We start from the raw sequence: 22,307 nt of genomic DNA, 5'->3' as shown, positions 1-22,307 counted from the left end.
TCATGTCGGCAGAAATGCCGGGCCGCCCCAGGGCGGGCCGAGGCCCACGGTCAAATGGATGACGCCCAGCATCAGCGCGAGGGCGAGGAGGCAGGCGCCGAGCGTCAGCCGGAAGCGGTGCTCCGAGACGAAGGCTGCGGACACGGTGGGGGTCATCGTCATGGCGGCCTCGTCTGGTCGTGTGGTGCAAGCAGGGCGACGTCGGCGCCGCGCCCGGTCACAGGGGCGGCGTAATGTCCGCCGCTTGATCCCGGTCCGCGGCGATGGCCTTCTCCAGCTCGGCCGGATCGATCACCTGGGCCTGCAGAACGGCGCCTGAGGCCGCCATCCGCCGCGTCATCGTCGTCGAGACGCGGCGGTAGGCCGGGAAGGACAAGCCTTCCAGCAGCTCCTCCTCCGTCTCGATGTCGTAGGTGCCGGCAGGCTGCGGGCGGTCGAGGCCCTTCAGGACGAAGGGATGCCGGAAGACGAGCGTGGTGCGCTGGCTTCGGGTCAGCATGGTGCGCCTCCCGTGATGCGGATGGGATCGGCTGGCGAGAGCTTCGATGCGGCGGACGGCACGTCCCCGGCATTGCCGAACAGGGTCTCACTCCGGGCGACGGCACCCGGCGTCTCGCCGGTGAGCCAGAGCTGGAGCTGCTGGCGCGCGCGGAAGACGCGGCTCTTCGCGGTGCCGACGGCGCAGCCCGTCATCGCGGCGACCTGCTCGTAGGACATGCCGTGCAGGACGATCATGAAGAGCGTCTCGCGCTGAACCGCGGGAAGGCGGCCGAGCGCGACGTGAAGCTCCTTCAGCACCAGCATGTCCTCATGCGCGGCTGGCGTGGCGAGGAGCGCCTCCGGCACGGCGTCCAGGTCGGACGAGGGCCGGCGCTTGCGCGTGTCGCTGATGAAGCGGTTGCGCAGGATCCGGTGCATCCAGGCCGGGAAGTTGGTGCCCAGCGTGAAGCTGTCGCGTGCGGCCAGCGCGTTGAAGATGGCGTCCTGGACCAGATCGGACGCCGCGCTCGGGTTGCGGGTCAGCGCCAGCGCCTGGATACGCAGCCGCGGCAGAAGGGCGATCAGCTGACTGTCGAAATCGTCGAAGTGGGTTTTCATTCATAGTGTATACACTCTGCGACACGGCAGCAGGTGCGCCCATTCCACGAAGTTCAGCACGCATGCGCGAGGCGCCTTTGCCGACGCGGCGGCAAGGGCGCTCTGGCAGGAGCGGCATCGCCCTCCGCGTGCTGCCGTTCAGCGCGGCGGAGGTTCGAGCGGCCGCTGCAGCCTCGTCGATTGCGCAAGAACGCTCCGCGGCAGGACGAGAAGGGCAACGAGCCCCGCCTCGGGGCAGGTGATCTCGACCGTTCCGCCGAGATCGTGTCGGATCTCGCGCTCGATCAGCTCCGAGCCGAAGCCCTGGCGCGTCGGGGCGGGGTCCGGCCTCGGCCCGCCGGTCTCGGTCCAGCGCAGGACGAAGGACCGCTTGCCGTCCTGGATCTCCTCCGACCAGGCGATGGTGACCTTTCCGCCGTCGGTGGACAACGACCCGTGCTTGGCCGCGTTGGTGGCGAGTTCATGCAGCACCATGCCGAGCGCGAGCGCGGCCTTGGGCCTGAGCTGGACCGGCGATCCGACCGTCGTCAGGCGGTCGGCCGCCGGTGCATAGGGCTCGAGCTCCTTCCTGATGAGGTCGGCCAGCGGGACTTCCGCCCATCCGCCGATCGAGACGAGCTCATGCGCGCGGGCCAGCGCCCGGATCCGGCCAGAGAAGACGACGCCGAAATCCTCGAGGCTCGAGGCGCGGCGGAGGGTGTGGCTCGCGACCGCCGAGACCACCTGCAGCATGTTGCGGACGCGGTGGTTCAGCTCGTCCACGAGGCTGCCGAGGATCTCGCCCTCGACCACCTTGGTGACGTCGAAGAAGGTCACCACCGCCCCGTCCACCGCGCCGGCGCCGGTGGTGTAGGGCAGGATGCGCATGAGGTGGTGGGATGCGCCGTTCTGCGCGGTGACGCGCCGCTCGGTCGGCGACCGCGCCTCCATCACCCGCAGCGCCTCCCGCGCGACGTCCACGCCGTCGAGGTGCGAGGCGAAGCTGCTGAGCGGCCGGCCCCGATCCGCCTCCACCAGGTCGAAGATCGCGGTGACCGCCGGGGTGAAGTTGCGGATCCCGAGGTTGCGGTCGAGGAAGACCGTCGCGACCTGCGTGCTGTCGAACAGGTTGCGCAGGTCGGCATTGGCGCGGTCCAGCTCCTCTATCTTGCCCGACAGTTCGAGGTTGCTCGCGCGCAGCTCCTCGTTCACGGACTGCAGCTCCTCCTTCGAGGTCTCGAGCTCCTCGTTGATGGATTGCAGCTCCTCGTTGACCGAGACCATCTCCTCGTTGGCCGATTTCAGCTCCTCGGTGGCGGTCTCGTATTCCTCCGCCATGGATTGCAGGCGCTCCCGCGTCTCCCGCAGCTCGGCCTCGAGCTGCTCCACCACGCGTTCGCGCGGCGCCGAGTCAGCGGGGTCGGGCATCTCCTCCGGCGCGGCCGGGTTCTCGGCGAAGGCCACGAGGTAGAGCGCGTCCGCCCCCTCCGGCCGGGGCAGGGGTGCGACCGTCAGCGCGATCGAGAGCGGCACGCCGTCGAGCTCGAAGACGACGCGCGGGCGCACCACGCGCCGCTGCGTCTCGACCGCCTCGCGCAGCGCCGCGCGCAGCTCCGGCCGGAGACCGCGGCGCGCGAGGGAAGCGAGCTGGTGGCTCGGCGCGCCGGCCGGCAGTTCCAGGTAGCGCGACAGCCCGGCGGACTGGTGCACGACGTTGCCGTCGGCGTTCACCAGCAGGTGCGGCGGCGCGAACAGCTCGGCCGCGAAGGCGGAGGCGGCCTGCTGGAGTTCGGCGACGCCGCCGGCGCGCGGCGGCCTCGGCGGCGCCGGCGGCGGCCAGTGGCGGCGGATGGCGAGCGAGGCGGGCTGCAGCCGTAGCACCCCTTCGGCCGCCGCGCCGTCGCGCCGGCGGAAGATCCGGTGCGCCTTGTCCACCGGCGCGAACAGCCCGGCATGGCGGGTGACGGATTCCGCCACGCCGAGGAACAGGAAGCCCGAAGGCCGCAGCGCGTAGTGGAACAGCGGCATCACCTGTTCCTGCAGGCGGCCGCCCATGTAGATCAGCATGTTCCGGCAGGACACCAGGTCGATGCGGGAGAAGGGGGCGTCGCGGATGATGCTGTGGCTGGAGAAGACGCAGAGCTCGCGCGTCGTCGGCCTGATCGTCTGGAGCGCGCCATCGCGGAAGAAGAACCGTGCCAGCCGTTCGGCGGAGACCCCTTCCATCATCGACTTCGGATAGCGGCCGAGGCGCGCGATGGCGAGCGCGGCCTCGTCGATGTCGGTCGCGAAGATCTGCACCCGCGGCGGCGCGCGGCTCTTCGCCATCTGCTCCTGCGCGAGGATCGCAAGCGAATAGGCCTCCTCCCCGGTCGCGCATCCCGGGACCCAGATGCGGACCGTGTCGTCCGCGCCGCGGCCGGCGAAGAGCGGCTGCATCACCTGCGTCTCGAGCGCCTCGAAGGCTTCGGCGTCGCGGAAGAAGCCGGTGACGCTGATCAGCAGGTCGTGGAACAGCCGTCCCGCCTCCTCCGCGTCGCGTTGCAGGAAGGTGAGATAGGCCGGCAGGTCGGCGACGCCCGTGGCCTGCATGCGGCGCTGCACGCGACGGAAGAAGGTCTTGTCCTTGTAGCCCGAGAAGTCGTGGCCGGTGTTGTTGCGCAGGATGTCGCTGATGACCTGCTGCGTCCGCGAAAGGTCGCCCGCGATGGCGTCGCTGCTGCCCAGCTCGCCCGGCTGGCCGAGGAGGGCGGCGAGCCGGGCCGGCATGGCCTCGACCGGGATGACGAGGTCCACCGCGCCGGCGGCGACCGCGCTGCTCGGCATGCCGGGATAGCGCGGCGCGGAGCCGTTGGACCCCTGCGCCATGGTCAGCCCGCCGGCCTGCTTGATGGCCTTGAGGCCCAGGCTGCCGTCGCTGCCGTTGCCGGACAGGATGACGCCGATCGCCTCCTCGCCGCGGTCGGTCGCCAGCGACGAGAAGAAGAGATCCACCAGCTGGCGCTCCCGCGCCGCGGCGTCGGCCTGCGGCCGCAGCACGAGCCGCCCGTGGGCGAGCGTGATGAGGGCATCGCGCGGCGCGACATAGGCGTTGCCCGGCCGCAGCGCGTCGCCGTCCTGCATCGGGTGGACCGGCATGGCGGTGCAGTTCTGCACGATGGTCGGCAGCGCGCTTTCCTGGTTCGCCCCGAGATGCGTGACCACGACGAAGGCCATGGCGGGAGGCGGGTCCGGCATGGCGCGGAAGAAGGCCTGCAGCGCCTCGACGCCGCCGGCGGATGCCCCGATCCCGACGATGGGGAAGCGTTCAGCCGCGGGCATCGATGCCCTCCGATGTGGTGCGTGCGTGGAGCCGGCCGATCGCTGCGGAGGCGGGCGGCATCACCCGGTGCGCCGCTCTCGCCTCAACGTCTGCGCAATGTCTACACCCCGGCGGCGGCAACAGCCAGCGTTGCATGCAGCCGGCAGCGCGGCGTGGACCGTTCCGTGATGCGCGCTTCGTTGGTCGGCTATCCGACGGCGTCCTGGTGCTCCCGCAGGGCCTGCTCGACGGCCGCGGCGAGTTCCGCTTCGGCATAGGGCTTCGCCAGGACGGCGGCGCCCGGCAGCGCCGGCCCTCCGGTCGCGAGATCCTCGCTGTAGCCCGTGGCGAAAAGCACGCGCAGCCCCGGCAGGGCCGCGCGCGCCTGCTGCGCGAGCATGAGGCCGTTCATCCCGCCCGGCATCGCGATGTCCGTGAACAGCAGTTTCACTCCAGCGCCACCGGCGGCATGGAGCAGCGCGAGCGCCTCCTCCCCGCTGCGCGCGGCGAGGACCTCGTAGCCGCGCGTGGCGAGATGATGGACGGCAAGGTCGAGTACGTCCTCGGTGTCGTCGACGACGAGGATGCCGCATCGCGCTTCCGCCGGTCCGGGCGGCACCGTCGGCTCCGCCGATTGCTGGACGTCGGTCCCAGGCAGCGCCGGCAGGAACAGGCGGACCTGCGTGCCATGACCGGCCGCGCTGTCGATCTCGATGAAGCCGCCGGACTGCCGCCCGAAGCCGTGCACCGTGGCAAGCCCCAGGCCGATGCCGCGGCCGGGCTTCGTCGTGAAGAAGGGCTCGACGGCGCGCTCGAGGATTTCGGGCTCCATGCCCCGGCCCTCGTCCTCGACCGAGAGCATGACATAGGGGCCTGGCCTGGCCGCCGAGCCCGCGGTCAGGGTCTCGCGTGGCCCGATGATGGTGGCGCGCGTCCGTATCGTCACCCGCCCGCCCGACGCCGTCGCGTCGCGCGCATTCGACAGCAGGTTCAGCAGCGCGGCCTCGAGCTGCGCCGGATCCGCCATGCACCATGGCAGCGCGGGGTCGAGGTCGTAGCGCAGGTCCACCGTCGCGCCGACGGCGCGCGCAAAGGCGTCGTTGCAATCCGACAGCACGGCGTTGAGCGACACCGCCCGAGGCTGCAGGCGCGAGCGCCGCGCGAAGGCCAGGAGCTGGCGGGTCAGTGCCGCGACGTGCTCGCCGCCGCGGCGGGCGCGGTCCAGCGCCCGCCGCACCTCCTGCTCATCGGCGAGCCGCGTCTCCGCACGCCCGAGGTTGCCGAGCACGACATGGAGGGCGTTATTGAAGTCGTGCGCCAGCCCGGCCGCGAGCTGGGCCACCGCGTCCAGCCGCTGCGCCTTGTGCTGTTCATCGTCGGCCTGATGGCGGGGCGTGACATCGACCTGGGACGCGAAGAAGCACTCCGCCCTGCCGTCGGCGCCGAAGACGGGTGCGACGAACAGCGCGTTCCAGAACAGCGACCCGTCGCGGCGGCGGTTGAGGATCTCGACCGCGACCGGACGCTCGGCGGCCAGCGCGTCGCGTAGTTGCCGGATGGTCCCGGCATCGGTCGAGGGACATTGCAGGAAGCGGCAGTTCCGCCCCAGCACCTCGGCCTCGTCATAGCCGGTCAGGTCGAGAAAGGCCTCGTTGGCGAAGACGATGGGGTGGTCGGGCCGCCGCGCGTCGGTCACCACCATGGCCATGCGGGTCGACGCCGCGGCGGCGGCCAGCAGGCTGCCACGCTCGCTGAGGCCCGCCGGCGCGTCGCCCGGCAGCGCCCGGGTGTCGCCTGCGCCTCGATCCGCCATGAAGCCGGGTGCCGTTCCTGTGTCATTGGCCAACGTGCCAGGACCGCCCCGGCTCTTTCCGGCCATGGGCCCGAGAGGCGGAAAAGCCGGCGATGCCGGAGAAGTTTGCGGTGAGCCCTGCGAAGGGCGAGCCGCCGCGGTCAGGCGGCCCGACGCGGCGTCGTCGCCGGCGCAAGGGGCCGTCCGGCCGGCGCCGCCTGGCTGTCGTGGCGATGGATCGCGCGCGCGGCGTCCTGTCGCGCGGTCCTGGCGGCCAGGCCCCAGCGGCGACGGTAGCGCAGCCGCCCGAGCAGCCGGTGGACGAGGGTGAGGATCATGCGAGGGCCGGCGGGTCGGCAACGGCCGGCGCGGCCGGGCCGAATTCCTCGATGTCGCCCGACCAGAGCATCAGCGGGCCCTGCATGGCCGACCTTCGCCTCCGGAGCTTGTTCAGGACCATCGCCTCGACCGGGATGCGATGGGCGGCGAAGACGCGCAGCAGGTCCGCCGGCTTGAAGCAGCGCGACGCGGACAGGTCGCGCAGCGCGTCCGGCGATATCGCGCAGGGCAGTTCCGCCCCGTCGTGGCGCACCTCGAACAGCACGCGGCGCCCATCCCATCGGGCGTGCCGCGGTGCGGTGGCCGGAACCGCCGTCATGTCCCTGCTCCTTCTTCGACGCGCCGTTGCCGGTCGGCGGGCAAGGTCGTCAGGCCCGGAAGAAGGCCCGGCCCGCCTTGAGCTGCGCTTCGCGGAACACCCTCTCCAGCCCGTCGGTGCTGCTGCGGGCGCGGTAAGTCCTGCCGTCGTCGTCGCCCGGCAGGGCACGCGTGACGACATAGCCACCGCGCGGGATGTTGCGGTCGAAGACGGAAGGCATGAACTCGACGTCCTGGCCGACGGCGAATTCGTGCGGGCCGATCCGCGAGCGGCCGGGCGCGAGCGTCATCACGCGCGCTGCAGCTGGACGGCGGAGGTCTTGCCCTGCCGTCCCTGCTCGACCTCGAACCCGATCTTCTGGCCTTCGCTGAGGGTGCCGAGCCCGGCCCGTTCCACCTCCGACGCATGGACGAACACGTCGCCCGAGCCGTCCTCGGGTTGGATGAAGCCGTAGCCCTTGGTCGAGTTGAACCACTTCACGGTGCCGGTCTGCATGGGATGTTCCGATGAACGAGAGGCCTCGGCGCGCGCTCTCGCGCGCCGAATCAGCCTGCCGATGATCGAACACCAGGCCCGCGCTCCGCAGAGGCGCGTCGGGCAGGGCCAAGGACCGCACGGGTTGACTGTTCAGATGTGGGATGTCGCCGTCCGTTCTACGAGCGATTGAGGATGACGAAGCCGTGTTGCCGCATGGCGGAAGGACCTGGCGGAGAGGGCCGAGGCCTCGAGGCGCGCCGACGCTGAAATGCCGTTCTGGCCGAGGTCGAACGACGGACGCCCTCCGATGGCCAGGTGCAAGGAAGCGGGCGTCCGCCCCTCCACCGGTTCGGTCGGCGATGCCTACGACAACGCCATGGCCGAGGCTTTCTCCGCCACCCTCGAGTGCGAGCTGCTGGACCGCCGCAGCTTCCGCTCCCAGGCCGTGGCGCGGATGGCGGTGTTCGCTTTCATCGAGGGCTTCTACAACCCCACCAAGCGCCACTCGGCCCTGGGCTACCTCTCGCCCATCGAACACGAAGCCAGAGCCATGGCCGAAAACAACAGATCCCTACCCGCTAACCGTCCACGGAAGCGGGGCAACTTCAACGCGGCTTTGGACTGGGCGCTTGGCAGCTGCGGTGTCGCTTGCCGTCACCTCCTCGTCCGGCCGCGCGGCAGCCGCGATGCCCAGCCGCTCTTCTAGCCGTCCCCAGGTGAACATGAGAGCCGGCCCGAGCACGAGATAAGCGGCCAAGTAAGGCCACGTCCGCGGGTTTTCTGCGACGAGCGACACGAGCCACCAGCCAAGGCCGCAGAACAGGGCTACGGCGACTGCCCACATAAGCCCGTCCTCCCGGAAAAACCTGTTTCGGATGCCTTCGCGATCAATAGCGCCCTAAGCTGAATGCCCAATGGCCATGATAAACGCCTGACCGTGGCCACCGATGCCGCATTGGAGGGAGCGGCCTGGGACTCTGGTGGTAGGCTTTGGCAATGGATGCAGCGGTAGTTACGCCTTGCCCTTGAGACGGCGTTACAGCAGTTCGGCACACGCAGCAGCGTGGTGGCCCCCAGACGCCGCAGCGTGTCACCCGCCGAATTGCGGATGGGGCTGACCTAGCGAAGGCTAGGAGCGGGGATCCGAAGCTCGTCCAGGCCAGTCCAGTTGGCCAGGGTTCTGAGCAGACGGCGAGGCGGCGCGCAGTTGAAGCGCCACTCGCACCGCGCCTGGAACGCTAAGCGCAGCGTGGCCGAGTGCAAGGACTGCCGGGGCTTGCCGCCATGCGCGAGCGCGTTCCGCATTCAGTTCTCGCGGCGGCGTTGACGGCTTCGAGGTCGTCGGCAGGCCCATGGCCTGCACCAACTCGGCAACTCACCGCGTCGAGACCCCGCCGATCCAGGGCCTTGGAAATGCGCCGCTGCTGGGCGCCGAGCCGCGTGTGGCGCGTGCCGCCGCGGAAGCCCTTGCGGTCGTTCAGCCGCTCGCCGACGCGCTCGTGCTACCCGGCGCCCAACGGGCCCTCCACGTTGGCGACCATAAGCATCCGCAGCACCGCCTCGGCGACGCTGCGCAGGCTTAAGTGCATTAAGGTCAAGGCTGCCTTCTGCTTTTCGCCAGCAGCTTCGCAAGTGGCAGCCTGTTGTCAGTGACAGCGGCGTTGCTCGATTAGGGGCGAGAGCCCCTCAACCCTACACGCCGGTCAAGATTGGATTTTCCAGCAGTTCCTCGAATGCTACCGGACGAACGGAAACTAACAAACTGCCGGTTTTGTCGAAGCAAATGTTTTCAATCGAATGAGGTATTTTGACACATAAGTGACCGGATCGTGGCGCTAGTCACTTGCGGGAGCCTAATGAATCCAGGAATATGTCAATCAGGCGCACGTCTATTAGACGATTCCGGTACGAATACCGACCAATCAATAAGAATCGAATATTTTGATCTATACTAAATTAGGAGGGTCGTATGAACGACAAGACCCGCATAGCAATCGTCGAACCTACTCCAATATTCCTAGAAGGCATCAAGCATGTCTTGGTTGATGCAGGCTACGATATTTTCTATTGTACTAGAAGCTTAGATGATTTTTGCGAATCTGAACTTGGTAAGATAGCAGACATATTAATGGTTTCTCTTCCTGCGACTTACCTGGCGGATTGCTCCGAACAAATGGAGGGCATCCGCGCACGTATGCCGAAAGCAAAAATTGTGGCTCTTGTCGATTCCGTCACCGCCTATGAGGTATCGCAAATCTGGTCGTTCCTTGACGGGTTGATGGTACGCAACATAGATGCGCAGGCTCTCATTAAGGCTCTCGACATGATTGCTCTCGGGGAGAGGCTGATGCTCGGGATACCTCGAAACTCGACACTCGGGAGTGCTCATATCTCGATTCCCGGCGGCGGGCTCTGTGCCAGCGAGTTCTCCCATCTCTCGCCGCGCGAGGTGGACGTGCTTCGCTCCTTGAGCGCAGGCAGTTCGAACAAGATCATCGCTCGCCAGATCGGCGTCAGCGAGGCGACCGTGAAAGTCCACATGAAACGCATCCTGCGGAAGTTGAAGGCCAGGAATCGTACGGAAGCGGCGATGTGGGCCAAGGCAAACGGTCTCGGCTTCGACCAGGCCACCCCGCGCTAGCGGGTCGCCAGCCCGCACGCTGGATTTCTTCAAGAGATCCGCGCCGTCACGGTCGCATGCTGAAGTCCTGCGCGGAGCGGCGCGGGCCGTCCGGCAAGTCATTCGAGCAGCTCACAATACGGCTCGTTCTTCATCTGCCTTCCCGCCCTTGGTGTGGCCTGCCCGGTGCGCAACACCAGCACGATCGGGGCGTCCCGCGATTCGTGGAGAGCGGCCCGCGCTTTGCTGCGTTGCCCGGACACGCAGAGCCGGTGCTACGGAATCGCGTCGTCGGCCCGCGACAATGCTGGCCTCTGGATCGGCCGCGACGGGATCGCTGAAGCGCTCGTCAGAAGCTCGGCATACAGCTTCCTGTAGCGGTCGACCGTGAGCTCGAGGGAGAACTCCCGCCTGACGAGTTCCGCTGCGCGCTCCGCCATGATCCGTCCCGCCGCAGGGTCCGCCAGAGCCTGCAGGATCGCCTGGGCCAGCTCCTGGGGGGAACCCGGCGTCACAAGGATGCCGGTATGGCCATGCTCGACGACATCGGTGCAACCCGGCATGCGCGTCGCGATGATCGGAAGCCCTGCAACTGCGGCTTCGAGCAGCACGCGGGGGACCCCTTCGCGGAACTCGGTGGGGAAAGCGAAGACGTCAGCGAGCCGGAGAAGCGCGGGCACATCCGATCGCTTGCCGGTCGCGACGACATAGGGGGCGTGTGCATCGATTTCGGCCTGCGACACCGCGAAGCGCCCGGTGCCCTCCCGTGGCCCGACCAGCAGGAAGCGCACGTCCGGCCGCGCCGCGTGGACCAGCGCTGCTGCCTGGAGAAGGGTGGGAATGCCCTTCTCCCGTGTCACGCGCGTCACAGTCACCACGACTGGCGACGTGCCAAGTCCGAGTTGCTCTCGCAATTCGGCCGGCGAGTCGCCGGCACTCGGGACGGGGCGGAAAGCGGCAATGTCCACGCCGGAGCCAGGGATGAGCCGGCTCACGCCGTCGCCTACCATCCCATTTCGTTCGAAGTAGCTCATGTCCTCCCTGTTCTGGAACACGCTGGCCGAGGTCCAGCGAGCGGCTAATCGGTTCAGGGCGCAGTAGGCCGGGCGGAGCGCCAGGGCGAGCGGCGCCTTCGACGAGTAGAGCCAGCCCATTCCGTTAATAGTACGCACAACAGGGAAACCGCCCACTCGTCCGGCCGCCAGCGGGACGAGGATGTTCGGCTTGGTGTCAAATGACTGGACGATGTCGGGCCTTACCTGCCCGAAGATCCGCGTGAGCGCGCCGAGGCTCAACCAATCCGCCAGCGGGTTAGCGGACCGGTCGAAATGGAACGAGTGGTAAGTCAGCCCAGCCTGCGCGAAGGGCGCGGCGTCGCCGGTCCCGGCCGCGGAGACGCAATATCCCTCCGCTCGCAGCGCGAGAAGGAAGGCTATGCGCAGGTCATGGTCCTCTCCTCCAACCAGGAGAATCCGTGGACCTCGATCGTCGCCACGGGCACAGTACGCGCTGACTCGCTCCGATGCGATCGGCGACTTGGCTGTGTCTCGGTTCATATCTACACACCTACGATGTCGGGCAAGTAGTTCACGCACGGCAGCCGCGGAGCAGGTCCACGGCTACCCACTCAGAAGGCACGAACTCGGGGCAGCGCCTCCGCCAAGTCGGCCGGCCTGCGTCGCGTGATGCAAAGAGGCGCATGCGTTCAGCGCCCCACCAGCAGCGTGAAATAGCGCGTGAACACGGCGAGCAGGTCCGGAGCCTCGCGGCCATCCGCCATCGCGAGCGTCGGGCAGGCATGACGCGGCTGCGCGCCCCAGGAATACGTCATGTCGAAGGGACGGCGCGCCGGCGGGACAAGCTCGTCCCACAGGTCGAACATGGCCCGCATCTCGGCCTCGGTCGGCAGGCGCTGATACCCCGGCGCAGCGGTGCTGCAGGACTGTCCGAAAGCCTGGAAGACCGGCACCAGGCGCTCCGGCGCGATGCCGGCGGCCAGGGCGCCTTCGATGCGCTCACGCATTGCGCGAAGGTCGCAGCCCCGCGCCGCGTTCTTCCGATTGCAGGGGTACGGGTCGATCCCGACATAGTCCGCGGCATCGCGCAGCTGCGCGAGTTCATCGGGGTACCTCGAGGTGTTGAGCACCACGATGAACGTCCTGGCCCCTGGATGCAGGTAGCGGATCAGGGCGCTGCGCTCCGCGATCCGCCGAGGCGCTTCCGGACAGAGCGACGGATGCGGCTCGTCCGCAATGAAGTAGATGCCGCTGAAGCGCGGATGGCCGCGCACGGCCACGACCATGCTGCGGACGTCCGCGTCATCCATCCGCCACGCGCATTCGTTGCGCCGCCCGTTGAACCCACTGCGAAGCCAGAGCAGACCCTTCATGCCTTCGGGAAGCAGGTCGAGCGCCGAGGGAGAGGAGACATCGGCCAGGTTGAAGCCGACGGACGCCGCGCGTGCGTACTCGCCGCGGAGATTGACGGCGTAGTGCAGCGGCGCTTCGCGCCGGGTCTCGGCGATGGCCGGGAACGACAGGAGCAGGACCAGGCTCGCGACGGCGATCCGGAGTCGCCCTGCCATCCCGGGCGGGGAGAAGCGCATCAAGCCACTTGCCTCGTCCACCTGGCCCGTCTCCATCTTCATGCGCCGGAGATGCGGTGGTCGAATGGTGGCGCGATCCGCTGGCGGAGCGCATCGTCGCCACCTGGCGCGGCGGCATCGATAGCGTAGCGCCGCAGATCGACCTGCATCAGCACCGCGCTCACCGGCGTCGCATCGCCGTCGCGCTCGAGCGCCTTCGGGATCTCCCGCAGGGCGGCCCGAGCCGTGTCTAGTCTGGTGGAGCCCCATTTCAGCGCCAGCAGCACGTGATCGGCCAGGGCGACGAGCACCCGCGTCTCCGGATTGCCGATAAGCGGCGCGCCGTCGATGACGACACAGTCGTAGCGGCGCCGCATCTCCGCGAGCAGCGTCCTCAAGCTCTCGTCGGCGATCAGCAGCAGCGGGTCGGCCGCTGCGGGCGTGAGGGAAAGATAGTCGATGCCGATCTCGGGGCTGGTGCGGATGGCCGCCTCGGCGGGCATGCCCTGCAGCACCTCCAGCACGCCGGGTCCGTCATCGGCGCCGAGACGCCGAACCAGGCTGGGCGAGGGCAGGTCGAGGTCGATCACGAGCACCTTGCGCCGAAGAAGGGCGACATAGCAGGCGAAGCTGAGCGCCAGCGTCGTCTTGCCCTCCCTGCCCGCGCCGGAGGTGACGAGGATGACCTTGCCGCGCTGCTGCTCCATCGAAAGGCCGAGCATCGCCATCACGACGGAGCGGATCGCCTTGGTGTAGGGCGCGAAGGGCTCGCGCAGCAGCGCCAGCACCGAGTGCAACGTGGCCAGGCGTCGCGCGCGCGGCACGACGCCGATGCACGGCACGCCGAGTGCCGCCTCTGCCGCGCGCGCGTCGCGCACGCGACGGTCGAGGCGATCAAGGGCAATGGCGAGCAGGCTGCTACCGACCGCGCCCACCAGGAGAGCCGGCGCGAGAAAGAGGATCGGGTCCGGCGAGCTCGGCTCGTCCGGCGCGTTGGCAACCGAGACCAGTCTCGCGGCGGGCTGGACGGGGCTGTCGCGCAGTTCCGCTTCCTGGCGCAGCACCGCCTCATAGCCTTGTGCGGCGGAGGCCGCTTCCAGGCGCAGTTCGCGGAGCTGCGCCTCGTCGGTACGCGCCAGCGCGCTCGCCTCCTGCAGAGAGGCAAGCCGCGCGACGAGGAAGCGCACCCGGGCTTCGAGCGTCGCCGCATCCGTGCCGCCCACCGGGGCTGCGCCGGCGCTGAACTGGGACGCGGCGGGCCGACCGGCCGCAAGCGAGACGGCGCCGTCCTGCAGGCCGGCCTGCCTGCGGGCCGCAAGATCGGCGCTGGCGACGGCGAGCTGACGGCTCACCTCGGCGATCTGCGCGTCCGTCTGGTCGGCCCGATCGGCATCAGACACGCCATGCTCGACCCGGTACCGTGCGACCGCCGCCCCGGCGCGGTTCACGTCGCTGCGGGCGCGTTCGACGCGATAGCGCAATGCCCGGAGGTCGCGGTCACGCTCGAGCTGCTGGCGCTGGAGGTTGTCCTCCAGGAACAACGTTGCGCTGCGGTTCGCGATGGCAGCCGCGACATTCGGATCGGGCCAGGTGAAAGTGACCGACAGCACACGGGATGCGCGCTCCTTGAAGGACCTCAACCTCAACTGGAGCTGATCCAGGTCCGGCATGGACCTCGGCGCCGCGCCCGCCTCCTCTCCGGTGCCGGAGGGAGCCTGCGCCCCGTTCCCGAACATCGGTGCAAGGGTTGCCCGGACGACGTCGAGCAGAGTGCTCAGCACGGGCCGCTGGAAGTCCTCGGATCCGGGCACGATCGGATTCGTCCTGAGGCTCTCATCGAGCCGCCGGATGTGACTGTCCGTCGAGAGAAGCTCCGCCCAGGTTTCCACCGCGGCGTCGTCGAAGCGGGGTGAGCTGCCCGTCGGCGCCTCCAGGACGATCTGCGCCTTGGCCGTGTAGCGCGGCGGCACCACCAGGCCGATCGTCAACGCGGCCGTGCCGGCGAGCAGGGTGCCCGCAGCCACGACCCGCCAGCGCCGGCGCAGGACGTGCGCAAGCACGCCGAGCTGCAGTTGCCCACCGAGATTCTGGTTCATGATGTCGCCTCGCTGAACGCCTGCCGGTCCGATCCCGCGCTATGCAACACGCGCGCAGATTCCAGGAGGCAACACACCACGCCGAACCAGAATACCGGTTGTCGCACGATGAGGTGGAACATGCTGAAGGTGATCAATGCGCACAGCAGTGCTGCGATGCCGCAGAACCCGGCGCGCCAGGCGCCGCGGAACGCGACGAGCCAGAGCCATGCGAACGCGCCGACCGCCAGGAGGCCGCCCTGTGTGAACAGGTCCAGGAACGTGTTGTGCGCCTCGAACTTGTCGGGCGGCGGCCGCTTGTAGGACTTGCTGGTCAACTGCGGCCCCGGCCCCAACCCGATGAAGCCGGAGCTCACGCCCCGCTGCAGCGCCTCGCGCCAGAGATTGAGGCGCGTGTCGCCTTGGTCGTTGTCGTTGTAGAGCCTGTCGGAAGTCTGCTCGATCCGTTCCAGCGTCGCTGATGCGAAGGGAGCGAAGGCGGCGGCGAAGAGCGGCACCGAAAGCAGCGCCAGCAGCACTGCCGCGCCGCGTAGCATCAGGCCCGACCGCAGCGTCTGGAACCAGTTGACGCCGGTCAGCGCGACCCAGACAGCGCTGCCGGTCAGCAGCGCCACCGTGAATGAATCGCTCCTCGACAGAATGCCGGCCAGGATCGCGACGCCTGCGCATGCCAGCGCCCCGACCCTCTCTGCCACGGAACCTGCGGTGTGCGCGAGGTGCAGGGCGACGAAGGTGAGCACCGACACGGAGAATCCGAGCTGGTTCGGGTTCTCCGACCAGCCGCGAAAGCGGTTGTAGTACCAGAGGCCACCACCAGGCGTCGCAAGCTGCACGAGCAGGAGCGCTGCGCCCGACGCGGTGAACAGCCAGAAGGCGCAGCGCCTCCGGCGCGCGTCGCCGAGCTCGAGCGAGAGCGCGATGCCGAGCGCTCCCATCAAGAGGTACGCGAACACGTCATGGAGCATCGCCGGCATGTCCTGGAAGAGCTCGCGCGCGAAGCCGGAGATGAGGCCAACCGACAGCCCCAGGACGATCATCGCCCAGAAAGCGAGGACGCGCGCCGTCACGGCGTTCACTGTGCGGCTGCCGGTTGCGAGATGCGCCGTCAAGCCGACGAACATCCACGTGCCGAGCAGCAGCTCCGCCACGCCGAGCGGCGTGCCGCTGATGCGGAGCTGGGTCGCGGTGGAGAGGGCCAGACCGAGCGCAAGCAGGATGTCGCGAGGCAATGCGATGTCCTCCGCGGCGCCGCAGCGCGAAACGAGAATGACTTGAGTGTTGCACTACTCGCCTGCGCTCACGAGTCACTAGGATGGGAGCCGGAGGAGTAAAGGCGTACCTCATTCGTGTAGCAGGTAGTACTGCCTGGCTTACCACTTATGCTCAACGTTCTCGCGTCTCTGTGTGTTACTGAAAACTATAATACGGTGAAAGATGATTGCATTCGTGTCGCGACAACCGAGCGGTGCGAACTGAAATTCGGCTGATTCCGGTGATGAGGGGCAGCATCCATGAAAGCAGTAATTCAGTGCGGCGGTAAAGGCACGCGCCTCCGCCCTTACACAATGGTGCTTCCGAAGCCATTGATGCCGGTCGCATCGAAGCCTGTTCTTGAACTGCTCCTAAGTTGGCTGCGGCGTAACAATATTCGGGATGTCTACATCACCACGGGATACCTGGGGCATCTGATCAAGAGCTTCTGCAAGGACGGCGAGCAATGGAATCTGCGCATCCGATACACCGAGGAGAGGGAGCCCCTCGGCACAATCGGCCCGCTATGCATGCTTAAGGACGAGCTCGACGAGCCCTTCATGGTCATCAACGGCGATGTGCTGACCGACCTGAGTCTTTCGAGCTTCGCGGAATACCACCGCCGGCAAGGCAACCTCGTCACCGTTGCCACCAAGCTGCGCCGAACCAAGACGGAATTCGGTGTGATCGAGCAGACGGGCGGGCGCATCAAGAGCTTCAAGGAAAAGCCCGTGCTGACGAACCTGGTCAGCATGGGCATCTACTGCATGGATCCCGGGGTGCTCTCCTACATACCGATGGGGTTGCCGTTCGGCTTCGACGACCTGATTCTCTGCCTTCTGGCCGAAGGAGTGCCCACGGGCACCTTCCTGCATGACGGGCTGTGGCTCGACATCGGGCGCATCGAGGATTTCCAGACCGCGCAGAGCCTTGAGTGGGACGAGCAGTCGCCCGCCTTCGAAGAAGTCGCGGTGGTCGCATGAGCGCGACATCGGCCGGGACGCGCAGCCCGTCGCCGGATGCAACACGAGACGCGACCGGCGGTAAGCCGCCGGCCCTGCTCGTATCGGAGCCTCAGCTCGGCGAGGATGAGAAGCGCGCGCTGTGCGAGACGATCGACAGCGGGTGGATCACCATGGGCGGGCGCGTGCGCGCCTTCGAGGAAGAGTTCGCACGCCGGCACGGTGCCGCCGATGCGGCCGCCGTCGGCTCCTGCACCGCGGCCCTGCACCTCATCCTCGCGGCGCTCGACCTTGGACCGGGTGATGAGGTCTTGGTGCCGTCTCTCACCTTCGTGGCAACCGCCAACAGCGTGCTCTATGTCGGGGCGACGCCCGTTTTCGTGGACATCGTGTCCCTCGCCCGCCCGCTCCTCTCGCTGGCGGACGCCGAGGCCAAGCTGACCCCGCGGACGAAGGCGGTCATCCTTGTCCACTTCGCGGGCAAGCTCGCCGACCGCGAGGCCTGGCAGACCTTCGCCAGGCGCCACGGCCTCTATTTGGTGGAGGACGCGGCGCATGTGATCGGTCTCGAGGGCGTCGGCACGTTCGGTGAGGCCGCGGCCTTCAGCTTCTACGGCAACAAGAACATGACCACCGCCGAAGGCGGGATGGTGCTGGCGCGTTCCCCGGAACTGCTGGAGCGCGTGCGCCGGCTGCGCGGCCACGGGATGACAACCGGCACCTTCGAGCGCCTGCTCGCGCGGCACGCCGACTACGACGTCACCATGCTGGGCTACAACTACCGCATGGACGAGCTTCGCGCCGCGATCGGCCTCGTCCAGCTCAGGCATCTCGATGCATGGAACGAGAAGCGGCGGGTGCTCCGCGCCGCCTATGAGGCGGAACTGCCGCGGGAATGCCCGGCGGTGCTCATTCCCTTCAGCGACGACGAGCCATCGGCGAACCACATCATGCCGGCGCTGCTGCCGAAGGGCGTCTCACGCCGCGGCGTCGCGGCATCCATGCGCGAGGCCGGCGTGCAGACGACGATGCACTACCCACCGGTGCACCAGCTCTCCTTCTACCGCGACAGGTTTCCGGACCGCGCGCTGCCGGTGACGGAGGAGTTCTGCGATTGCGAGATCACGCTGCCGCTGCATCCGAAGATGCGGCAATCCGACGTGGTCAGGGTGGTTGAGACCCTCGCAGACGCGATCCGCGCCGAGGGAGGCAAGCCATGACGGACCGACTCAGCTGCCGTGCCTCGCCCGCGGGAAGCCGCGCCCTCGACATCGTGCTCGCGTGCGTCGGCCTCCTGCTGGCCGGCCCGCTAATGCTGGTGATCGCCCTTGCGATCCTCGTCGAGAGCGGACGGCCGATCTTCTACGCCCAAACCCGGCTGGGGCAGGGCGGACAGCATTTCCGCCTCTACAAGTTCCGGAAATTCAAGCCGAGCGCCTCCGAGGCCGGGCGCCCGCTCACCGTGCAGGGGGACGACCGGCTTTCCCGCATCGGCCGCTTCCTCGCCTCCAGCAAGCTCGACGAGCTGCCGCAATTCTACAATGTGCTGAAAGGCGACATGTCGATCGTCGGCCCGAGGCCGGAAAGCCTCGCCTTCGCCGACTGCTTCTCCGGCGAGACCATGGCCGTGCTGGACTACCGTCCCGGCATCTTCGGCCCGAGCCAGATCGCCTTCCGCGACGAGGGCGCGCTCTACCCGCCAGGCGCTGAGCCGACCCAGGTGTACCGCGAAGTCCTTTTCCCGACCAAGGCACGGATCGACCTTGCCTACTATGCGCATCGCACGCTGCTCACCGACTGCACCGTGATCGCGCGCAGCGTCGTCGCCGTGGTCGGCATCGACCGGATGCTGGGTGCCCGCAACGTCGATCCAGCGCCTCCCACCGCGAGCCTGGGCCTGTCCTGGCAGGCGGCGGGAGGCGTTCACGCGATGGCATCCGGCGCCGCTTCACGATCCGAGGGGCGAGGCTGAGGAAGATCGGAGTCGACGACATGCTCAGACAGGGTTCGGCGGGCTACGAGGAACTGAACGTGCTGGTCACCGGTGCCGACGGCTTCATCGGCTCCCATCTCGTCGAGGGGCTCGCCCGCGCCGGCGCGACGGTGACGGCGCTCAGCCTCTACAACTCCTTCGACTCGCATGGGTGGCTTGATGATATCGATGCAAGCCTGCGCGAGGGCATCCACGCCGTGCGGGGCGATGTGCGGGACGCCTCGCTGATGCGGGGCCTGGTGGCGCGCCAGGACATCGTCTTCCACCTGGCCGCGCTGATCGCCATTCCCTATTCCTACGCCGCGCCCCAGTCCTATGTGGAGACAAACATCCTCGGCACGCTCAACGTGCTCGAGGCGGTGCGCGCGAGCCACGTCACCCGAGTGGTCCACACTTCCACGAGCGAGGTGTACGGCACCGCGCTCGTCTGCCCGATCTCCGAGACACATCGCCTGCAGGGACAGTCGCCCTATTCGGCCTCGAAGATCGGGGCCGACATGATGGCGGAGGCCTATGCCCGCTCCTTCGACCTGCCGGTCGCCATCCTGCGTCCGTTCAACACCTTCGGGCCGCGCCAGAGCGAACGGGCGGTGATCGCGAGCGTGCTGCGCCAGGCGCTCGACCCGAACGTCTCCTCGATCAAGGTCGGCGATCTCTCGACGATCCGGGACTTCACCTTCGTCGCGGATACAGTAGCGGCGTTTCTCGCCATCGGCATCGGCCAGCGCATCGAGTACGGCACGCCCTACAACGCAGGCAGCGGCCATGCGGTGACGATCGGTGAGGTGGCCGCGCTGGCGCTCGAGGCGACGGGCAGTCACAAGCCGATCGAGTCGGAGTCCCAGCGTATGCGTCCAGAGCAGTCCGAGGTGCGGGAGTTGCTTGCCGACGCCAGCCGTTTCTCCGCGGCGACTGGATGGCGCCCGCGCACCAGCCTGCGCGAAGGCCTGGTGCGCACGGCGGATTGGTGGCGCTCCCGCCTCGAGCGCGGACGCGTGCGCCGCGAGCGGGACTACGTGACGTGATGGCGCGGCCGTTCTCATTCCGCACGATCCTTCGCGGTGGCATTTGCCTCACGGCGCTGCTCTGCCTCGCCTCCCCGTCGTCCCTGAGCCAGGAATACCGGTTGCAGCCCGGCGACGTGGTCGAGGTCTCCATCATCGGCCCGCCCGATCTTCTCCGTCGCGTGGCGGTGCAGACCGACGGGAGCCTGCCGATCCCGCTTGCCGGTCGTGTCGCCGCGGCCGGCGCCTCCCTTGCCGAGCTGGAGGCGCGCATCCAGACGGCGCTCGGCGGCCGGCCGATGCGCGCCTACACGACGGACGGCCGGGAGGTGCTGCGCTTCGTCGAGCGCGAGCAGATCTCGGTCGCCGTGGTGGAATACCGGCCCGTTTCGGTGATGGGGAGCGTGGCGCGGCCGGGGGAGCAGCCCTTCCGGCCCCGCATGACGGTCCACCACGTGCTAGCATCGGCCGGCGGCACGGCCACGGGGCGGCCCGAGGCGGCCCTGGCTGGCGAGGCGGCGCAGCTGCGCGGCGAATACGCGACGACCTGGATCGCCCTCGCGGCCGAGCAGGCGCGCGTCTGGCGCCTGCGGGCGGAACTCGGCGACCAGGCAGACTTCGATCACGCCGCCCTGCCTCCCTCGCCGGTGCCTGACCGCGTGACCGAGCAGCTCGTGGCGCGCGAGACGGAATATCGCAGCACGCGGGACAGCGACCACGCACGGGAGAAGACCTATCTGGCCGCCGCCGCGGCCGAGGCCGAGGTGCAGATCAACGTGCTGACCGACCAGAACGCCAAGGAGCGGGAGGGCGTCGAGGAGGACACCGCGGAGCTCGCGCGCACGATGGATCTGCTCCGGCGCGGCATGGTCACGCAGTCCCGGGTGATCGATGCCCGTCGTGTCCTGCTCTACTCCTCCACCCGCGCGCTGCAGACCGCCGCGCAACTGGCGTCCGTCCGTCGCCAACGCGGCGAGCTCCTGCGCGAGCTGGAGCGGATGGACGACCGGCGGCGCATCCGCCTCATCGCGGAGTTGCAGGAGGCGCTGCCGAAGCTGTCGATGGCGCGCGCGCGCCTCGAATCCGTCCAGGAGCGGCTCGGCGCCGCCGGCGTGCCGCTCACCGTCGCCCAGCCCGACGACCTGCTGATCACCATCGTAAGGGAGGGCGCAGGCGGGCGCGAGATCAGCCGGGCCGAACTCGACACCGAGCTGCAGCCGGGCGACATCGTGAATGTCGGCCCCGGCGGCGGCGCATCGCCGGCCACCAGGCCTGAGTCCGTCGTCGCGGCGCGCCCCGGGGCGGCCGCGGCCGATGCGGTCACGCCCCCTGCCGCGCTCCCGCAGCTCGAACCGGCACCTGCCGCCGCGGCGGCCCTGGTGCCGACGCCGCCGCCGCCGCACGTCACGCCGCTTCCTGCTGCCGTGGCGACCGTCACGCCGGTCGCGATCCCGCGGGTAACGCCGGCGCCTGCCGCTGCGCCGGCGCTCGTGCCGGCGACGCCGCCCCCGGTCACGCCGCTTCCTGCTGCCGTGGCGACCGTCACGCCGGTCGCGATCCCGCGGGTAACGCCGGCGCCTGCCGCTGCGCCGGCGCTCGTGCCGGCGACGCCGCCCCAGGTCACGCCGCTTCCTGCCGCCGTGGCGCCCGTCACGCCGGTCGCGATCCCGCATGTGTCACCGCCGCCGCCCCCGCAGACGGTGGTGCCGGTCCAGGCTCCGGAATTGGCATCGGCGCCAGTCGCGCCCGTCGCGCCCGACCCGCCCGGCAGCGTGCCTTCGGGGGCGGTCCCGGCCCCGCGCGCCGTCCTGGCCCAGCCAGCACCGGCCTCCTCCGAGCGACGCGCGGAGAGCGCCGGGCAGCCACCGGCTGCCTCCACCGACCTTGGCGCCGCGCGCGGTGCCGCGCCCGCCGAGCGCCGTGCCGCCCCGGGGATGACTGCCGCTGCCGGGCCTGCCGCGCTGGCGGCACCCCAGCCCAGCCCGGTGGTGGAGCGTGCGGGCGCGTCCGCGGCCGCGAACACGCCCGACCAGCCGGAACGGGACCGCCTGAGCACGGCACGCATGGTGGAACGGGGCCAAGCCCTGCTCGCACTCGGGGACATCTCCGGCGCGCGGCGCTTCTTCGAACGCGCTGCCCAGGGCGGCAGCGCGGAGGGCGCATTGGCGGCCGGCGGCACGCACGATCCCGCCGTGCTGGCGCGTCTGAACGCCCGGGGCGTCCGGCCCGATCCGGCCGCTGCCGCCGAGTGGTACCGCCGCGCCGCGACCCTGGGCGACGCGGAAGCCGAAACCCGCCTCGCCAGGCTCGGCGCGGGGGCGTCGCGGTGAGCGCAGGATGCCGGCCCGGCATCGGGCTCCTGTCCAGCGGAGCCGCGGGTCGGACGGATGCCCGCGCGATTGCGATGCGGCGCGACGGACTGGGGGGACCGCGATGAGTGCGCTGATCAATGCGCGTCCGGGCACCTCCGCGCCGGCCGCCCCGCCGGCGCC

19 protein-coding genes and 1 pseudogene are annotated in these 22,307 nt (G+C 69.1%); 7 read left to right on the top strand and 13 right to left on the bottom strand.

The genetic code is table 11. The features are described from left to right. From ACLF3M_RS03210 to ACLF3M_RS03170, 9 genes are all read right to left on the bottom strand, one after another. Window positions 1-162 (bottom strand): hypothetical protein, encoded by a 162-nt coding sequence (locus ACLF3M_RS03210; protein ID WP_430655394.1) that lies wholly within the window; start codon window positions 160-162, stop codon window positions 1-3. A 55-nt stretch (window positions 163-217) separates the two neighbouring features. Continuing rightward, on the bottom strand, window positions 218-499 hold the full coding sequence (locus ACLF3M_RS03205) for a hypothetical protein (protein ID WP_430655393.1): 282 nt from the start codon (window positions 497-499) through the stop codon (window positions 218-220). After that, on the bottom strand, window positions 493-1,098 hold the full coding sequence (locus tag ACLF3M_RS03200) for a sigma-70 family RNA polymerase sigma factor (RefSeq protein WP_430655392.1): 606 nt from the start codon (window positions 1,096-1,098) through the stop codon (window positions 493-495). Before ACLF3M_RS03200 ends, ACLF3M_RS03205 begins: the two co-directional genes overlap by 7 nt. Before the next feature lie 138 nt (window positions 1,099-1,236). Further along, entirely contained in the window at window positions 1,237-4,398 is a 3,162-nt protein-coding gene (locus ACLF3M_RS03195; protein WP_430655391.1) for a chemotaxis protein CheB, read from the bottom strand. 188 nt (window positions 4,399-4,586) lie between these two features. Continuing rightward, on the bottom strand, window positions 4,587-6,191 hold the full coding sequence (locus ACLF3M_RS03190; RefSeq protein ID WP_430655390.1) for a PAS domain-containing protein: 1,605 nt from the start codon (window positions 6,189-6,191) through the stop codon (window positions 4,587-4,589). A gap of 140 nt (window positions 6,192-6,331) precedes the next feature. Then, window positions 6,332-6,508: a hypothetical protein gene (locus ACLF3M_RS03185; protein ID WP_430655389.1), complete on the bottom strand. Its 177-nt coding sequence runs from the start codon at window positions 6,506-6,508 to the stop codon at window positions 6,332-6,334. Then, window positions 6,505-6,828 carry a DUF1488 family protein gene (locus tag ACLF3M_RS03180; RefSeq protein WP_430655388.1) on the bottom strand — a complete coding sequence of 108 codons (324 nt, stop codon included), beginning with the start codon at window positions 6,826-6,828 and terminating at the stop codon, window positions 6,505-6,507. Before ACLF3M_RS03180 ends, ACLF3M_RS03185 begins: the two co-directional genes overlap by 4 nt. 49 nt (window positions 6,829-6,877) lie before the next feature. Next, on the bottom strand, window positions 6,878-7,117 hold the full coding sequence (locus tag ACLF3M_RS03175; protein WP_430655387.1) for a hypothetical protein: 240 nt from the start codon (window positions 7,115-7,117) through the stop codon (window positions 6,878-6,880). Next, window positions 7,117-7,323 (bottom strand): cold-shock protein, encoded by a 207-nt coding sequence (locus ACLF3M_RS03170; RefSeq protein WP_430655386.1) that lies wholly within the window; start codon window positions 7,321-7,323, stop codon window positions 7,117-7,119. The genes ACLF3M_RS03175 and ACLF3M_RS03170 overlap by 1 nt, the downstream gene beginning before the upstream one ends. Before the next feature lie 295 nt (window positions 7,324-7,618). On the opposite strand from ACLF3M_RS03170, the pseudogene ACLF3M_RS03165 reads away from it, so the two are divergent. Further along, a pseudogene (locus ACLF3M_RS03165) lies at window positions 7,619-7,861 on the top strand (integrase core domain-containing protein); the annotation flags it as partial. A 1,413-nt stretch (window positions 7,862-9,274) separates the two neighbouring features. Further along, entirely contained in the window at window positions 9,275-9,946 is a 672-nt protein-coding gene (locus ACLF3M_RS03160; protein WP_430655385.1) for a LuxR C-terminal-related transcriptional regulator, read from the top strand. Window positions 9,947-10,200: 254 nt separating this feature from the next. Here ACLF3M_RS03160 and ACLF3M_RS03155 read toward each other — a convergent pair whose 3' ends face one another. From ACLF3M_RS03155 to ACLF3M_RS03140, 4 genes are all read right to left on the bottom strand, one after another. After that, window positions 10,201-11,481 (bottom strand): glycosyltransferase, encoded by a 1,281-nt coding sequence (locus ACLF3M_RS03155; RefSeq protein WP_430655384.1) that lies wholly within the window; start codon window positions 11,479-11,481, stop codon window positions 10,201-10,203. A 149-nt stretch (window positions 11,482-11,630) separates the two neighbouring features. Beyond that, window positions 11,631-12,572 carry a hypothetical protein gene (locus ACLF3M_RS03150; protein WP_430655383.1) on the bottom strand — a complete coding sequence of 314 codons (942 nt, stop codon included), beginning with the start codon at window positions 12,570-12,572 and terminating at the stop codon, window positions 11,631-11,633. Continuing rightward, window positions 12,569-14,605, bottom strand: a complete 2,037-nt coding sequence (locus ACLF3M_RS03145; RefSeq protein WP_430655382.1) for a GumC family protein — start codon at window positions 14,603-14,605, stop codon at window positions 12,569-12,571. The genes ACLF3M_RS03150 and ACLF3M_RS03145 overlap by 4 nt, the downstream gene beginning before the upstream one ends. Then, the gene (locus ACLF3M_RS03140) at window positions 14,602-15,834 is read right to left on the bottom strand and encodes an O-antigen ligase family protein (RefSeq protein WP_430655381.1); all 1,233 of its coding nucleotides are present in this window, start codon (window positions 15,832-15,834) and stop codon (window positions 14,602-14,604) included. Before ACLF3M_RS03140 ends, ACLF3M_RS03145 begins: the two co-directional genes overlap by 4 nt. 282 nt (window positions 15,835-16,116) lie before the next feature. Here ACLF3M_RS03140 and ACLF3M_RS03135 point away from each other — a divergent pair, with 282 nt between their 5' ends. From ACLF3M_RS03135 to ACLF3M_RS03115, 5 genes are read left to right on the top strand one after another with little or no spacing between them, the layout of a single operon-like run. Next, window positions 16,117-16,839: a nucleotidyltransferase family protein gene (locus tag ACLF3M_RS03135; protein WP_430655380.1), complete on the top strand. Its 723-nt coding sequence runs from the start codon at window positions 16,117-16,119 to the stop codon at window positions 16,837-16,839. Beyond that, window positions 16,836-18,038 (top strand): DegT/DnrJ/EryC1/StrS family aminotransferase, encoded by a 1,203-nt coding sequence (locus ACLF3M_RS03130; protein WP_430655379.1) that lies wholly within the window; start codon window positions 16,836-16,838, stop codon window positions 18,036-18,038. The genes ACLF3M_RS03135 and ACLF3M_RS03130 overlap by 4 nt, the downstream gene beginning before the upstream one ends. Beyond that, the gene (locus ACLF3M_RS03125; protein WP_430655378.1) at window positions 18,035-18,790 is read left to right on the top strand and encodes a sugar transferase; all 756 of its coding nucleotides are present in this window, start codon (window positions 18,035-18,037) and stop codon (window positions 18,788-18,790) included. Before ACLF3M_RS03130 ends, ACLF3M_RS03125 begins: the two co-directional genes overlap by 4 nt. Window positions 18,791-18,810: 20 nt before the next feature. Continuing rightward, window positions 18,811-19,836 carry an SDR family NAD(P)-dependent oxidoreductase gene (locus ACLF3M_RS03120; RefSeq protein ID WP_430655377.1) on the top strand — a complete coding sequence of 342 codons (1,026 nt, stop codon included), beginning with the start codon at window positions 18,811-18,813 and terminating at the stop codon, window positions 19,834-19,836. Beyond that, window positions 19,836-22,145, top strand: a complete 2,310-nt coding sequence (locus tag ACLF3M_RS03115) for a polysaccharide biosynthesis/export family protein (RefSeq protein WP_430655476.1) — start codon at window positions 19,836-19,838, stop codon at window positions 22,143-22,145. Before ACLF3M_RS03120 ends, ACLF3M_RS03115 begins: the two co-directional genes overlap by 1 nt. Window positions 22,146-22,307 lie beyond the last annotated feature (162 nt).

It is taken from the genome of Falsiroseomonas sp. HW251 (genome assembly GCF_050563545.1).
Lineage (GTDB): Bacteria > Pseudomonadota > Alphaproteobacteria > Acetobacterales > Acetobacteraceae > Falsiroseomonas.
This window is presented reverse-complemented; position numbering and strand designations above follow the sequence as displayed.